Annotated in this window: 15 protein-coding genes; 10 read left to right on the top strand and 5 right to left on the bottom strand. The window is 71.0% G+C overall.

What is annotated here, in order from left to right:
* Positions 1-26 precede the first annotated feature (26 nt).
* The gene (locus tag WME85_RS31100; protein ID WP_437826553.1) at positions 27-824 is read left to right on the top strand and encodes a phosphotransferase enzyme family protein; all 798 of its coding nucleotides are present in this window, start codon (positions 27-29) and stop codon (positions 822-824) included.
* 52 nt (positions 825-876) lie between these two features.
* On the opposite strand, the gene WME85_RS31105 is transcribed toward WME85_RS31100, so the two are convergent.
* Positions 877-1,212, bottom strand: coding sequence for a hypothetical protein (locus WME85_RS31105; protein ID WP_437826555.1), 336 nt, complete (start codon positions 1,210-1,212; stop codon positions 877-879).
* Between the two features lie 67 nt (positions 1,213-1,279).
* Complete coding sequence (locus tag WME85_RS31110) at positions 1,280-2,269, bottom strand: hypothetical protein (protein ID WP_437826557.1); 990 nt, start codon at positions 2,267-2,269, stop codon at positions 1,280-1,282.
* A gap of 362 nt (positions 2,270-2,631) precedes the next feature.
* Between WME85_RS31110 and WME85_RS31115 the strand changes: the two genes are divergently transcribed.
* Entirely contained in the window at positions 2,632-3,024 is a 393-nt protein-coding gene (locus WME85_RS31115; protein ID WP_437826559.1) for a hypothetical protein, read from the top strand.
* 50 nt (positions 3,025-3,074) lie between these two features.
* Here WME85_RS31115 and WME85_RS31120 read toward each other — a convergent pair whose 3' ends face one another.
* Positions 3,075-3,851, bottom strand: coding sequence for a hypothetical protein (locus tag WME85_RS31120; RefSeq protein ID WP_437826561.1), 777 nt, complete (start codon positions 3,849-3,851; stop codon positions 3,075-3,077).
* Positions 3,852-4,013: 162 nt separating this feature from the next.
* Here WME85_RS31120 and WME85_RS31125 point away from each other — a divergent pair, with 162 nt between their 5' ends.
* The 5 genes from WME85_RS31125 to WME85_RS31145 all read left to right on the top strand — a co-directional run bounded on the left by WME85_RS31125 (position 4,014) and on the right by WME85_RS31145 (position 8,355).
* A complete protein-coding gene (locus WME85_RS31125; protein WP_437826563.1) occupies positions 4,014-4,523 on the top strand; it encodes a MarR family winged helix-turn-helix transcriptional regulator in 510 nt (169 codons plus the stop codon).
* A 290-nt stretch (positions 4,524-4,813) separates the two neighbouring features.
* Positions 4,814-6,262, top strand: coding sequence for a PA14 domain-containing protein (locus tag WME85_RS31130; RefSeq protein WP_437826565.1), 1,449 nt, complete (start codon positions 4,814-4,816; stop codon positions 6,260-6,262).
* On the top strand, positions 6,253-6,510 hold the full coding sequence (locus tag WME85_RS31135) for a hypothetical protein (RefSeq protein ID WP_437826567.1): 258 nt from the start codon (positions 6,253-6,255) through the stop codon (positions 6,508-6,510). The genes WME85_RS31130 and WME85_RS31135 overlap by 10 nt, the downstream gene beginning before the upstream one ends.
* Before the next feature lie 125 nt (positions 6,511-6,635).
* Positions 6,636-7,367, top strand: coding sequence for a transcriptional regulator (locus WME85_RS31140; RefSeq protein WP_437826569.1), 732 nt, complete (start codon positions 6,636-6,638; stop codon positions 7,365-7,367).
* A gap of 184 nt (positions 7,368-7,551) precedes the next feature.
* Positions 7,552-8,355, top strand: coding sequence for a hypothetical protein (locus WME85_RS31145; protein WP_437826571.1), 804 nt, complete (start codon positions 7,552-7,554; stop codon positions 8,353-8,355).
* A gap of 31 nt (positions 8,356-8,386) precedes the next feature.
* Here the strand turns inward: WME85_RS31145 and WME85_RS31150 are convergent, their stop codons facing one another.
* A complete protein-coding gene (locus WME85_RS31150; protein ID WP_437826573.1) occupies positions 8,387-9,076 on the bottom strand; it encodes a glutathione S-transferase N-terminal domain-containing protein in 690 nt (229 codons plus the stop codon).
* A gap of 76 nt (positions 9,077-9,152) precedes the next feature.
* Here WME85_RS31150 and WME85_RS31155 point away from each other — a divergent pair, with 76 nt between their 5' ends.
* Both WME85_RS31155 and WME85_RS31160 read left to right on the top strand, forming a co-directional pair.
* Positions 9,153-10,121, top strand: a complete 969-nt coding sequence (locus tag WME85_RS31155) for a LysR family transcriptional regulator (protein ID WP_437826575.1) — start codon at positions 9,153-9,155, stop codon at positions 10,119-10,121.
* Between the two features lie 158 nt (positions 10,122-10,279).
* Complete coding sequence (locus tag WME85_RS31160; RefSeq protein WP_437826577.1) at positions 10,280-10,708, top strand: YciI family protein; 429 nt, start codon at positions 10,280-10,282, stop codon at positions 10,706-10,708.
* Between the two features lie 362 nt (positions 10,709-11,070).
* On the opposite strand, the gene WME85_RS31165 is transcribed toward WME85_RS31160, so the two are convergent.
* Positions 11,071-12,750 (bottom strand): sigma 54-interacting transcriptional regulator, encoded by a 1,680-nt coding sequence (locus WME85_RS31165; protein ID WP_437826578.1) that lies wholly within the window; start codon positions 12,748-12,750, stop codon positions 11,071-11,073.
* Between the two features lie 232 nt (positions 12,751-12,982).
* Here WME85_RS31165 and WME85_RS31170 point away from each other — a divergent pair, with 232 nt between their 5' ends.
* Positions 12,983-14,722 (top strand): S53 family peptidase, encoded by a 1,740-nt coding sequence (locus WME85_RS31170; RefSeq protein WP_437826580.1) that lies wholly within the window; start codon positions 12,983-12,985, stop codon positions 14,720-14,722.
* Positions 14,723-14,725: the final 3 nt, after the last annotated feature.

Raw genomic sequence — 14,725 nt, forward strand, 5'->3', positions numbered from 1 at the left:
GCGAATGCGTGATAAGATGACGCGGCATGGTCGATAAGGCGGTTGACGAGACGGTATTCCAGGGCGGGGTGAACACCGTGCGCCGGCGCGGGGACAGGGTCCACCGGCCGGCGTCGGCGGCGGCGCCGGCCATCCACCGGCTGCTGCGGCACCTGCGGGGAGCGGGGTTCGACGCGGCGCCGGAGCCGTTCGGCCACGACGACGAGGGGAACGAGGTCCTCTCGTACCTGGAGGGCGATGTGTTCCCTGCGCTCCCGGCCGAGCTGAGGACTGACGACCTCCTGACGTCCACCGCCGCCTTGCTCCGCCGCTTTCACGACGCGAGCGCGACGTTCGTGGCGGGGCCGGAAGACCGGTGGGCGCTCCCGGCCCGGTCGCCAGCCGAGGTGATCTGCCACGGCGACATCGCGCCCTACAACTGTGTCTTCCGCGCCGGCCGGGTGGTGGGCTTCATCGACTTCGACACAGCGCACCCGGGTCCGCGCGTGTGGGACGTGGCGTATGCGGTCTACCGGTTCGCGCCGCTGCACGCGCCGACCAATCCGGACAGCGCTGGCAGCCCGGAGGAGCAGGCGCGGCGGGCAGCCTGGCTCTGCCGGGCCTATGGGCTCGAGCCGGGAGCCTTGTTGCTCGACACCGTGGTCGACCGGCTGGCGGCGCTCCTCGCGTCCATGCGCGCGCGGGCCGAGTCCGGCGACGCCGCATCCCAGGCGCACATCGCCGCCGGGCACCCTGCGCTCTACGAAGAGGACATCCGCTATCTACGGGCGGAGCGCGAGCGGCTGCTGCGGGTCTTCGCCGCGCTCCCAAGCGGCCCGGGGTGACGGCCCTCTGGCGCGGTCAGCGACCGCTCCGGTTCCGGTTCCGGCCGGATGCCTACGCCAGCGCGTCTCCGGCGCTCGCGGCGGTCACCGCCTGGTCGAGCCATCGCTGTAGCGTCGCCAGCTCGGAGCAGCCATCGATCTGCGCCTCGAGCGCCGCGCTCAGCGCGAGCCCGCGGCGCGCCAGCACCCGGCGCAGCGACGCGCGGGCTTCGGTGAGCCGGCCTTGCTGCTGGCCCCTCTTGATGCCCTCTTCTTCGATGAGCCGCGCCTTCACCTCCGGGCTGTCCTCAAGCAACACCTTCAGGATCCACTGCCGCCGCGCCTCGATCTCCGGATCGTCGGAGCGGCCGAACCGCCGCTTCAAGTCCTCACGTGTCCACGCTGACATGGGTGCACTGCTCCGCGCTGGGTACCTGGTCCATCCCTCACCACGGCGCGCCCTACCCGGCGAGCGTCTACGCCAGCGCCTCCTGGGCGCTCGCCGCGGTCACCGCCTGATCATGCCAGCGCCCCAGCGTCGCCAGCTCGGAGCAGCCATCGATCTGCGCCTCAAGCGCCGCGCTCAGCGCTAGCCCGCGGCGCGCCAGCACCCGGCGCAGCGCAGCGCGCGCTTCGGTCAGCCGGCCTTGCTGCTGCCCCTGCTCGATCCCTTGCTCGATCCCCTGCTCGATCCCCTTCTTGATCCCCTGCTCGATCCCTTGCTCGATCCCTTGCTCGATCCCCTGCTCGATGAACTGCTCCTTCACCTCCGGGCTGTCTGCGAGCAGGGTCTGCAGGATCTCCTGCCGCCGTGCCTCGATCTCCGGATCGTCGGAGCGGCCGAACCGTCGCTTCAGGTCCTCACGCGTCCACGCTGACATCGGCATGTACTGTATCATGGAGAGCACCCATTCCACTTCCCGCCGCGGTGCCACCCACCGGGCGAATTCATCCAGCGCCCGTCCCGAGCGCGCCACCAGGAACGGCACCAGCTCGTCGCGCAGCGGCAGCTCGTTGGCCGCGATCCACAGAAACTGAAACGCCGCCGGCCCGACGCGGTAACACCCAGCCGCAACCGGCTCCAGCACCCGCACGCCGTGCAGCCACGACGGCACGTGGGGCGCCACGAACCACAGCGGCTCCTCCCCCATCCAGGGCGGCTCCCGCGCCTCCACCCGCTCGACCTCCCGCGCCTGCCGGCGCAGCAGCGCCCGCTTGACCTCGCGCACGTCGACGTGATCGCCCGCCAGCTTCAGCTCGACCAGCGCCTCCTCGTGCGCCCGGACCTCCGGCCAGGGCGCCGCCAGAAACGCCAGCCCCTCGGGGCGCAGCACGCGCAGGTAGCCATCGGCCTGCACCCGCTCGAGCCGGACCTCGGGCGCGTCCTCCCACGCGGCCGCGCCGCCCGTGACCCGCGACGTCTCCTCAGCAAACGTCTCCTTCGCGAACCGGTCGAGCTTGCCCACGGCGGTTGGATACCAGCGCTCGCGCAGAGGAGCACGGCCAATAACCGATCTTCATGTCTGATAAAGAGAGATGACCGCAACGGCATGCGCGCAATTACGTGGGCCCGCATCATCTGATCACAGCCAGCGTCGTGCCCGGCGTTGCCTGCGCCCTCGCCGGCGCGCTCCTGGCGCGCGCAGCAGCGCCTCGCGTCGCGCACCAGGCCCGCGATCGGGCTCGATCCCGGAGGGATGCTCGACGGCGTGGGCGCGCGGAAACCCTGGCGGCCCCGCGGGCATGGTGCTGTCGCGTCCGCCGCCTGGCGACGGCGGCGCTTGCGGTCGGCCCCTCCGGGCACCACGGGGCCGGCGAGGGAACGACCATGACAAGACACCAAGCCGAGACGCCGGACAAGCACCCGGCGGAGTACGAGAGCGACCTGAACCCGAACGCCATGGCGGGCCAGAACATCGGCGCGCCCTCGCCGGCGGACGACACGATGTCCGCCTTCGATCTCAAGGAGACGCGCGTCCTGCTCCCCGAGCTCAACAACGACGAGCTCAGGGCGCTGCGCATCGTCCGGCCGGGACGGCGCCTGGAGCAGAACGCGACGTACATCGACCTCAACGATCGCGAGCGGGGCGAGTTCACGGTGACCGGGGAGAAGGTGACCAGACCCGACGACCTGATCGCGCCCAAGAAGCACACGGACTACGAGCTGTGGAACCGGCTCCGTGGCCTGCACGGCGCGAGGCGCACCGGCGCGGAACGGTAATCGGCGAGATACCCCATCTCACCGCGGCGCGGCCAGCAGCGCCCCGCACCTCACCGCGGCGCGGCCAGCAGCGCCGCGCCCGGGACGCGGCGTTCCGGGGAAAGAGGGCCGTCGATCGCGGCGCTCCGGCCATGGCCTGCCCGCTCCCGCGGCAGCTTGAAGCCCGCCAGGATGAGCCAGATGAACCCGGGGAACCGCGTGAGCGGGATGAGGAACAGGGCCCCCGGGATGACCAGGCTCAGGGCGCTGAGCTCGCCGATCGCCGCCAGCACCAGGCCGGACACCGCCAGCCAGCGGGGCAGGAGCCTCATGACCAGCGCAGGGACGCAGATCCCCGCCAGGAGCAGGCCGAGCGGCACCGTGTAGCCGGGGCCCCCGACGGCGAAGATCAGGAAGTGCAGGCCGCGCGTGAGCGCCGCGTCCTCCGCGATGCCAGGCTGCGCGAGCGACCACTGGATCAGCGCCGAGATCGCCATGGCCGTCGAGGCGGCCAGGCCGCCGAACCACGCGATCGACGGACCAGCGGCGCTCGATCCGTGGAACCGCAGGCGGCTCACCATCGTGGCCGAGAAGACGCCGAGCGGTATCGCCGCGCAGAACTGCAGGAAGGCGCACAGGCGCACCCGGGCGCCGACGTCGCCCCGGAAATAGGCCACCACCTCCCCGGGCGTCTGCAGCGGAGACGGGAAGTGCGTCTCGCTCATGAGCAGCGTGACGGGCGCGAGGCTCGCGAGGAAGAGCAGCATGAACACCGCCGCGACGGCGCCGGGGTTCGGACCCAGGTGGACGCTGCCGCTTGCCGCTTTCGGGTCGTTCAACTCCGTCATAGGGTGCCTCCCGTGAGATCCAACGGGCTCGCCACCGCTGCCCGATCCTGCCCCGCACCATCGCGGGAGCAGGGCGGCAGCTCCGGCTTGACCCTCCGGACCGACGCGATAACGTTAACATCATGAATGATTCATGTCTATAACTATCCGAGGGGGGCACGGATGAGCTCGGCGCGATCTTCCGATCCGTCCTCCGGCGCGGATCTGGCGTTCCTGCTGGCGCAGGTGGGGGCCCACGCGGCGGCGCAGTTCGCCGAGCGGCTGGCGCCGCTGAAGCTGCTCCCGCCGCACGCGGGCATCCTGCGCGCGATCGGCCAGTCGAACGGCATCAGCCAGGCCGCCCTGAGCGAGCGGCTCGGCATGTTCCCGAGCCGGCTCGTCGTCCTGCTCGACGCGCTGGAGGAGCGCGGGCTCCTGGAGCGGCGGAGCAGCCCCGAGGACCGGCGCTCGCACGCGCTCCACCTCACCAGGGCGGGACAGGAGATGATGCAGCGGATCGGGCGCGTCGCAGAGGAGCACCGGCAGGCGCTCTGCGCGGCGCTCGACGACGCGGAGCAGGCGCAGCTCGCCGCCCTCCTCCGGCGCATCGCGGCCGAGCAGGAGCTCACGGCCGGCGTCCACCCGGGGTACCGCAAGCTCGGCAAGGGTCGCCCGGCGGGGCCTGACGGCTGACGGCTGATCGCCGGCGTCGCGCCACCGCGCCAATGGCCGACTTCGAGCACCGCGCCACGATGCAGACTCTGCATGAAGCGAATGCCGTCTCTGCATTGGAGAGTGGTCATCCATTGACCTAGATCGCTTGCCGGCTCGAAGCTCGGACCGGCGCAGGAGCCCCCGCGCGGATACGCCCGGACGACGGCGGACGCGCGCGCTCCCGGCAGGTTCGGCCTGCTTTCTCAACCTCACGCCCGCGCCGCCCGCCCTCGCGCGCGGCGCGGAGCGTGCTCCTCAGGAGGGTCTCCATGCTGAACAGAAGCGCCTTTTCGACGCATACCCGCCCGCTGCGCGCCTCGCGCGCCGCCCGACTGGGCGCCTGTGCCTCTCTGTTGCTCCTCGGGGCGCTCGGCGCGAGCGCCTGCGTCTCCGGAGCAGACGAGGAGCTCCTCGGCGTCGCCGCCCTGAAGTGGGGGAGCTACGATCTCACGAGCAGCTACACGGGCACCGTCGGGGACACGCGCGGCTGGATCATCGAGTGGGAGGTGCCCGAGCTCCTGAACGAGAGCACCGCCTGGATGGCGGTGGGCCAGTGGTACTACGGCCTCGAGTCGGGCATCTATCACACGCCGGAGGGCTGGTTCGTCTACTACTTCGGCGACGACAACGGCCTCGCGGGCAATCACCCGAACTGCGGCACGACATGGAGCTCGGGGAGCACCTGCGGCGGGACGCTCGGCGGCAACCTGGGTTACCTCCAGCCGGGGCAACAGCTCGTCTTCAAGTACGAGCGGTGCACGCCGGCCCACGTTGCCGACGTGAACGGCTCCGTGATCTGTCTCTACGTCGACATGAAGGACGGCACGGGCTGGCAGTTCCTCGCCGAGGACGCCCCCGGGACCGTCGAGATGTACACGCACGACGTCGAGCACTGGGCCGACGACGGCTACGTCACGCCGCAGATATCCTGCGAGGATCCCATCAAGATGCTCCGCCAGGAGCGGAAGACGGCCGCGGGCGTGTGGGAGCCGATGTCGAGCGCGAGCACGTGGGCCTTCAACCAGGCGGCGCCCTACGCCTACCAGAACCGCAACCTCACCGCGTCGCCCTCCACCTGGGAGGCCTGCACGCCCCCGCCCGACGGGAGCGGCAACGGCCTCCGCGGCGAGTACTTCAGCAACACGAGCCTCTCGGGCACGCCGCTCGTCCGCACCGACCCGGCGGTGAACTTCGACTGGGGCAGCGGCTCGCCCGCGGGCTCCATCCCCGCGGACGACTTCTCCGTGCGCTGGACCGGGGAGGTCGAGCCGCGTTACTCGGAGACGTACACGTTCTCGACCCTGTCCGACGACGGGGTGCGGCTCTGGGTGAACGGCGCGCTGCTCATCGACAACTGGACGCCCCACAGCCCGACGCTGGACAGCGCCACGATCTCGCTCGCGGCCGGCCAGCGGTACGACCTGAAGCTCGAGTATTTCGAGTCCAGCGTCGACGCCGTGAGCAAGCTTTACTGGTCGAGCCCGAGCCAGGTCAGGGAGGTGATACCGAAGGGCCGGCTGCACGCGGCAGGGCCCAGCTGCAGCGGCGCGCCGGCGTGGGCGTCGGCGCAGGTGTACTCGCCCGGCACCCAGGTGACCGAGGGCGGCCACCTGTGGACCGCGACGCAGCAGATCTGGTGGTCGAACCCGGCCTGCCCGCCCAGCGCCCCGGCGTCGTGGTGCCCGGCCGAGTGGGCCGACCTCGGGGCGTGCAACTAGCGGATCGCCCGGCCACGCGCGCCCACGGTGCTCGTCACATCGGCGCGCTCGCGCGCACGACCGACCTCGCCGTCGACGGCTCCAGCGACCTGCGGATGCCGGGGCGCGCGGGCTCGCTGTACCGCATCGACGCAGCCGAGCTCACAAAGGGAGAGCCTGCGCTCGTCGCGCTCACGAGCGATGTCAGCGGACATGCAGAGAAGCTCACGATCCACGCGGTCGCGGGGCCCACCCACATCGCACCTTGAGCTCCTCCGCGCGCCGTACACACCACGTTGTCATCCCAAGCAGAGCCCGCTCGCCGGCGCGGGCCGGCTCGCGACGAGGCGATTTCGCTCGACGCAGCCGCGGCCGATCGGCGTAGCGTGGCAGTATGACCCTGCGACGCGATCATGTCCTCTCCTGTACAACGCTCCTGATCATCGCATGTGGACTGGCCGGGTGCGGCAAGGCCTCCACGCCGCGCTCGGCGGCCGCGCCCGACGCAGCCGCCGCGCCCGAGCCGATCACGCTCCGGCGATCGGCGGACGACATCATCCTCGCGGCGAAGCTGCCGCCCGAGACCGCGCCCCGCGCGTCGCTCGAGATCCACCGCCTCGACGCCTACGCCGTGTGCAACGCGGCGCAGGCGCGCCTCTCGGCCAGCGTGAACGTCAAGGCGAGCGCGGACGCCGGGCCGAGCGCGCTCACCCTGTCGAGCCTCGTCATCGGCGGCCTCGGGCTCGCGGGCGGCATCGCCACCACCGCGCTCGCCGCGGGCCTCAAGGCGCCGCCGGTCCCGGCGGGCACGCCGTCGCTCCCGGACGCCGAGCCGCCGGACGTGGAGGGCAAGACCGGCGTGATCGTCGTCGGCGTCGTCACCGGCGTCGTCGTCGTCGGGGCCGTCGTGGGCACGCTCCTGCTGGTCGGAGGCGACGACGACGACGACGACCAGCGCAAGCACAAGCTCGGCCTCGACGCCGGCGGCCCGGGGATGCGGGGGCTCCGCGACGCGATCCGCGGCTTCGAGGCCGCGTGCCCGGACGAGCCGGCGGAGGACGCCCTCGCGGCGTGCATCGACAGGGCGCGCGCCCTCCGCAAGACCTGCGCGGCCCAGGTCCAATAGAGCTGCACCTCGACCGCGAGCCCGGCGTACCCTACGTCCGGCGGCACGCAGCGGCTCGCCTGGAGCACGCCGCGCCGACGCGGCGCGCTCTCGGTCGGCCCTTCACCACGTCCGGCAGGGCACCGACCCCGGAGAGCCCGCGCCGCCACCTGGAACCAGCACCCACACACGTCGAAGGGACAAGATGAAGCGGATACACCTGTTCGAGCTGGAGGACTTCGGCTGGTTTCCAGGCTGGCTGCGGGCCTGCATGACGCGCCTGCTCGTGACCATGCACAAGCTCATGGGCTCGAGCGAGGAGCTGGCGGAGCTGCTCGCCCGGGCCCTGAAGGAGTCGCGCGCGTCCAGCATCATCGACCTGTGCTCCGGGAACGGGGGGCCGATGCTCGACGTCATCCGGCACCTGAACAAGAAGCCCGGGCTCGAGCACGTCCAGCTGACGCTGACGGACCTCTACCCCAACGAGGAAGCGGCGCGGGGCATCAACGGCCACGAGGGGAGCAACGTGTCCTACTGGCTCGAACCGCTGGACGCCACGAAGGTCGACGGCGAGACGCCGGGGCTCAGGACCATGGTCAGCAGCTTCCACCACATGAAGCCGGACGGCGCGAGGAAGATCCTCGAGTCGGCGCAGAAGAGCAGACAGCCCATCTGCATCTTCGAGATCAGCGACAACAGCTATCCCAGCTTCCTCTGGTGGACCGCGCTGCCGTTCAGCTTCTTGATGTGCTTCTTCATCACCCCCCTGGCGAGGCCGATGACCGCGCGGCAGCTCATCTTCACCTACCTCATCCCGGTCATCCCCCTGTGCTTCGCGTGGGACGGAGCCGTCTCGAACGCGCGGACGTACACGCTCGACGACCTGGACGAGCTGCTGAAGGGGCTCGGAGACGAGGGCTACACGTGGGAGAAGGGCGTGATCAGCGGCAAGGGCAAGAAGCTCTATCTGCTCGGCATGCCGACCCAGGGCGCCGGCTCGGGCGGCTGAGCTTCCGTATCAGCGCCGCCGGGGCGCGAGCTCACGCCCTCCGATCATCCGCGACGGGCGCGGGCGCGGCCCCGGCGCTGGCAGGCGCGGCCTTGGCGTGCCGCCCGATCTCCCGCAGGTAGCGCTCCCGCTCCTCGGCGAAGGCGCGCGCGACGGCGGGGCGCTGCTGGAGGCGCGCGTGGTACGCGGGGAGCGCCGGCCACCTCTTCAGGTCGACCGGCGTCACCGAGGACCAGTTGAGGATCGTGAAGAGGTAGGCGTCCGCCACCGAGAAGCGGTCGAGAAGGAACTCCCGCGCGGAGAGCCGCTCGGCCACCCAGCCGAGGCGCGCGTCGGCCTTTGCGAGCGCGTACGCCTTCACCTCGGCCGGCGCCGCCTTGTCGAGGAGCGGCATGTAAAGGGCCTTGTGGAGCTCGGCCCCGATGAACGACAGCCACTGCTGGAGCCGCGCCCGGCCGAGCGGATCGCGCGGCGCGAGCTCCGCCTGCGGGAAGCGATCCGCGATGAGCTGAAGGATCGCCGCGTTCTCGGTGACGACCTCGCCGCCCTGGATCTCGAGCGCGGGCACGAGGCCGAGCGGGTGAATCGCGCGATAATCGGCGCCATCCTCGGTCCTCTTCGTCTTCGGGTCGACCTCGATGAACGAGGCGTCCGCGCCGGCCTCGTAGAGCGCGATGCGCGCGGAGAGAGAGCATGCGAGCGGTGAGAAATAGAGCTTCATGAAGACCTCCTGACGACGACGAAGGTGCCTCTCGCGGCCCCGTGCGTCCAACTCATCGTCGTGATAGGATCGATGCGTGCCACGCATAACCACTCCGCCATCGCCGCCGTCGATCGGGGCGCGGCCCCAGCTCGAGGTCCGCGACCTGGAGCTCGTCCTCGCGCTTTCGGCCGCCGGCACCACGGCGGGCGCCGCGTCGTCGATGCACATCACGCAGTCCGCCGTGAGCCGGGCGCTCACCCTGGCGGAGGAGCGCGTCGGCGCGCGCCTGTTCGAGCGCACGGCGCGCGGGGTCACGCCGACGGCCGCGGGGGAGCGGCTCATCGCGGGCGCCGGGCTCGTGCTCGCGCAGCTCCGGGAGCTCGAGCGCGAGGTCGCGGCGCCGGCCGCCGCGACGACGCGCGTCCGCCTCGTGTGCGAGTGCTACACGGCCTACCGCTGGCTGCCCTCGGCCATGGCGAACCTCCGGCGCAGGCTGCCGCGGCTCGAGGTGGACCTCGCGGTGGAGCACACCCAGGATCCGGTCGGCGCGCTCGCCCGGGGCGACATCGACGTCGCGCTGCTCACGACCGCCCCCCTGCCAGGCGACCGCGAGGCGCGCGGCGCGCTCGTGGAGCGGCCGCTCTTCTCGGACGAGGTCGTCTTCGTCGTCTCGACCTCGCACCCGCTCGCCGGGCGGGGCTCGCTCACGCGCGACCACCTCCGGGAGAGCCCGCTCATCACGTCGAACACGCCGCCGGCCGAGGCGCGCTGGTTCATGACGACCGTCTTCGGGCGCCAGAAGCCCAGGCTCGAGTTCCTGCGCTTCCCGCTCACGGAGGCCGTGATCGACGCGGCGCGCGCCGGCATGGGGATCGCGGTCCTCTCCGAGTGGATGGCGGACGGGTACCTCGGCGGCGGCGACCTCGCGGTCAAGCGGCTGTCGTCCGGCGCGCTGCGACGCCCCTGGCGGATCGCCTACCGGCGCGAGGCGGCCGACGCGGCGGAGCGCCTCGTCACCGCGCTCGGGAGCTCGGCGCCGCGGCTCCAGCGGCGCGCCGGGTGAGGCGCCCTGACGTCCTCAGTTCGCGGCGCCCGCCTGAAAAAAGATCGGCCGGCGTGTCGATCGCGCGGGCCCTCGTTCGTCGTGCCTGCAGAGGGCGAGGGCTCACCCCGGCCGAGGCCGCCCCGGAGCCCAGCCATCAGCCAGAAGGAGACACGACGATGCGGTTCATGATGCTGATGATCCCGAGGGGATACGAGAGCGCGACGCCGGGCACCATGCCGGACGCCGAGGCCGTCGCCTCGATGATGAAGTACAACGAGTCGCTGCAGAAGGCGGGCGTCCTGCTCGCGCTCGACGGCCTCCACCCGCCCTCGATGGGCGCGCGCATCTCGTTTCCCGGCGGGAAGCCCCAGGTGGTCGACGGGCCCTTCGCCGAGGCGAAGGAGGTGCTCGGTGGCTACTGGATGATCCAGGTGAAGTCGAAGGAGGAGGCGATCGCCTGGGCGTCGCGCTGCCCCGCCTCGGACAACGAGGTGATCGAGGTCCGCCAGGTGCAGGAGCTCTCGGACTTCCCCGCCGAGGTCCAGCAGGCCGCGCCCGGGCTCGCCGAGATCCTGCGACAGGCCGAGCCGGGCGCGGCGCCGTAGCGCCCTAGTTTCCGCCCGCCAGCAGTCCGGCCGGTCGTCTCGGCGCGCAGCGGGAGCTCTCTGGAGCCGTCCTTCGCGCACGCCCGGCAACCACACCTGGCCGTGGTGCTTGCACGACACATGTGCTCTTTCAACGACACGAAGGCCAGGAGTTCGTGGATGGCGTGTTCACCACTCGTCCGTCCGGGATACGAGGGCCAGCGATGGACGGAGCACGCGGTAACGACAGGAGGATTCGCGCCCTCGCGCGCCGCGGCAAGCCCCTTCGACGCAGAGATAGGCTGTGCTCCAAGGACGGGACGCGCCCTCGCTGCTGCCCGGTTGAAGCTGTGCTCGTCTTCGCGCGCGCTCGCCGGCTGCTTTCACCTGGACGCGACGCGCGCCGGGAGCTTGAGCTCCCGGATGCGCCGCGAGAGGGATTTCCGCGAGACCTCGAGGCGCTCCACCATGGCGTCGATGTCCCCGTTGCAGGCTCGGTAGGCGTGCGCGATCTCGGCGCGCGTGAGGTCGTCCGCTCGGCGTATGCGGGTGCAGTGCTTGAGGAGGTCGTAGAGCGAGCTCCTGGCGACGCGCAGCCGGTCAGCGGCGGCCTTGAGGTCCCAGCGGCATGCGCGCAGCGTGGCTACCAGCTCGTCCTCGGTCAAGTCCTTGGGACTGCGCCGTACCTGGTCGGGCTGTGCCGGCGTCGCCGGGCGCGGGGTCGCTCCGGCCCGCTGTGCTCGGGCGCCGCGCCCGAGCAACTCGTCCAGGTGTGGGCCGGCGCGCAGCTCGATCGCCCCGCGGCTGCTCACGACGAGCTGGCGCACGACGTTGCGCAGCTGCCGGACGTTGCCGGGCCAGTCGTAGCGGGCGAGCTGTGCGATGAACGAGGCCGGCACGAAGCCGCGGCCATCCGGCCCGGAAGCGCGCCAGGCGTCGGGTTGGCCGACCCGCTTCAGCTCGTCGCGGAGGAAGTGTACGAACAGGCAGCCGATGTCCTCCCGCCGCGCGCGCAAAGGCGGCAGCGAGATCTCGAAGCCCGCCAGTCGATGCAAGAGCGGCTCGCGAAACGCGCCCGAGGCGATGCGCGCCTGCAGGTGCGCGTCCGTCGCGCTGAGCACGCGCACGTGGGGCCGCTCGACTGTCCGGCTCCCGACCGCCTGGATCTCACCCGTCTCCAGCGCGCGCAGGAGCATCACCTGCACGTCCGGCGGCGTGTCGCCGATCTCGTCGAGGAACAGCGTGCCGTTCCGCGCCTCGCCGAAATACCCCCGCCGGTCTTCCACCGCGCCCGTGAACGCGCCCTTCTTGATCCCAAACAGCTCCGCGCTCGCCAGCGACGGCGCCAGGCTGGCCATGTTCACCGCCAAGAACGGCCCCGCCCGCCGCGCGCTCAACCGGTGAATCGCCTGCGCGACCAGCTCCTTGCCCGTCCCGGTCTCCCCCAGGATCAGCACGGGCACGTCGTCCTTGGCGACCGCGCAGATCTCCCGCCGCACGCGTTCCAGCGCCGCGCACTGCCCCACCAGCCCAAGGTTGTCGCCGGCGTTGCCCGCTGGCTCCCGTCCGGAGAGCGGCGGTGCCTGGGTGTCGACCGCCAGCCCGAGGTCGTTGCCGCCATCGCCCGCGGGTGGCGCCACCATCGCGATGTGAAGCGCCAGCACCACGCGCTCCGCCAGCTCCAGCACCACCCCCCGCGCGACCTCCGCCTGCGAAAGCACCCGCTCGCCCTCGAGCACCTCGCCGTCCACGACGAGGTGCGTCTTGCTCTCCCCCGTGCAGAGGCGGATCCCACCGCCCCCCGCGTCGCGCAGCCGAAGAGGGCTCCGGCTCACGTGCCTGTCCCCGAGCGTCGCACCGGGCGTCCGGCCCGGCATCGCGAATACTGGCTCCACCCGCGAGAGTTGCGCCTCGTGCCCCTCGGCCATCTCGAGCAGCAACGCCCGCTCGCCGACGCGATCGAGGTTCGGATGTCCCAGGATCGTCAGCGCAGGGACGAGCGCAGGACCGAGGCCCCTCCGGGAGGGATCGCCAGGTTCGAGGGTGGTCGAGTTCGAGAGCACGAGAATCCTGTCATGGACCCTATCGCTCCGCGGCCCTGCGGTGTCCATCCTCAACTTGCGCCCCGCCGGCGCCGTGCATCACGACCTCTACCGCCACCGTCGCTCCAGACGTCCGGCCTGGCATCGCCATTGCATCGACTCGCGCCGCCCCGGCGGAGTCCATCACGCGCCGGCAACCACGCGCTCCGGCACAAAGAGCGAACCTTGATGCGATGTGAGGAGGAGAAACATCATGAGCGATCCTGCATGGAGAGAACTTGGCTTCGTGGACGACGAGGAGACGGTGGAGCTCACCTTGGTCCTGTCGTCCCTGACCGCTCCCCAGCGTGACGAGAAGAGGCGCGCGCTCGTCGACGCCATCGCGGCGAACCCACGCGAACGTCAGCAGAAGGCTATCGAGGAGCTGCACGGCGCCAGCGGTCCCGTATTCGAGAAATGTGACGCGCTGGCGAGCGAATACGGCCTGACCTACAGCGTGAAGCGGCCATTGCCTGCCGAAGTGGTCTTCGCCGGCACCGCCCTCAAGATGGGCGAGGCTTTTGGAGTCAAGTACAAGTGGGTGGAGCTCGATGGCCGCAAGTCGCTCGCCCGTGAGGACACGGTGCGGCTACCCGTCGACCTCGCGCCGTATGTCGCTGAGGTGCTCGACCTGGATGACGATCGACCGGGCGGGTTCGCGCCGTTTCGCGCGGGTGGTGCCCTGTTGCGCGACGCCAAAGGCACGCCGGCTTCGCCCGCCGCTCGCCCCGCAGCTCCAGCGGAGACCAAGTTCTTGACGGCCCTGGACCTGGCCGAGATCTACGATTTTCCCCAGGGACTCGACGGTTCCGGCATCACCGTCGGATTCATCGTGCTCGCGGGAGGCCTGGACATCGAGGGGCTCGCGCCCAATTTCAAGTGCCTCGGGCTGGAGCCGCCCACGATCGAGATCATCGAGGTGGACAACGCGAAGAACACCCCGGTGGGCCCGGAAGCTATCAAGTCTTACATCCTCGGCCACGGGCTCGGACAGGACGGCGCACCGCTGGCCTGCGAGCAACCAGAGGCCCGACGGTGGCAGCGCCCAGCTCCCAACCCGACGGCAATGAACATCAGCGAGGCCATGTGGGGGACCCTCGAGATCACGATGGATGTCGCGCTCTTCGGCGCACTGGCGAACGGCGCGAAGATTCGCGTCTACAGGTCGAAGCCTAACCGCTCGGGCATGCGCGACGCCATCCTGCGAGCAGCCGACGACGGCGTCTCCATCCTCGTGGTGACAGGAGGCGACGCGGAGGGCGATTTGCACCCGAACTGGGGGCACGGCAAAAACGGGACCGCGGGCGTCGACGCCGCGCTCAACTACGCGATCGGCGCCAAGGGCGTCACCGTACTCTGCTCCTCCGGCGACAGAGGCTCCACGGCGAGCAGCATCGACGGCCAGCACCATAGGCTCCAACCCGCCTACCCCGCGAGCCACGATCTGGTGGTTGCGTGCGGTGGCACACAGATCGTGTGGACGGACGAATCGACGCCGGACGAGGTGGTGTGGAACGAGCACATTCTTGGGGAGCGCGTGGCGAGCAGCGGCGGGTTCAGCAACATCTTCGAGCGTCCGAAGTGGCAGGCGGGCCTCCCCGGCGCGATGAGGGCGGTCCCGGATATCGCCGCGAACGCGGCCTTCTCGTCCGGACTGTGGAGCTGGCTGGGCGGCGTCAATGCGACGTCGCTCGGCACCAGCGCAGCCGCGCCGATCCTGGCAGCGTTGATGGCGCGTATCTATCAGGGGTTGGGCATCAAGGAGGGCGGGATCCCCGGCCTGGCCGCATTGCTCTACACGCCCGCGGCGCGCGCGGCCATGGCGCCGATCACCCAAGGGAACAACAGCGTCCAAGGCGACGTGGCGGAGTACAGCGCAGGGCCGAGCTGGGATCCATGCACCGGCCTGGGCCGCCCCATCGGCACCCAGCTGATGAAAGCCCTCAAACCATGACCT

Origin of the sequence: Sorangium sp. So ce1153 (assembly GCF_051521595.1) — a bacterium.
Lineage (GTDB): Bacteria > Myxococcota_A > Polyangia > Polyangiales > Polyangiaceae > Sorangium.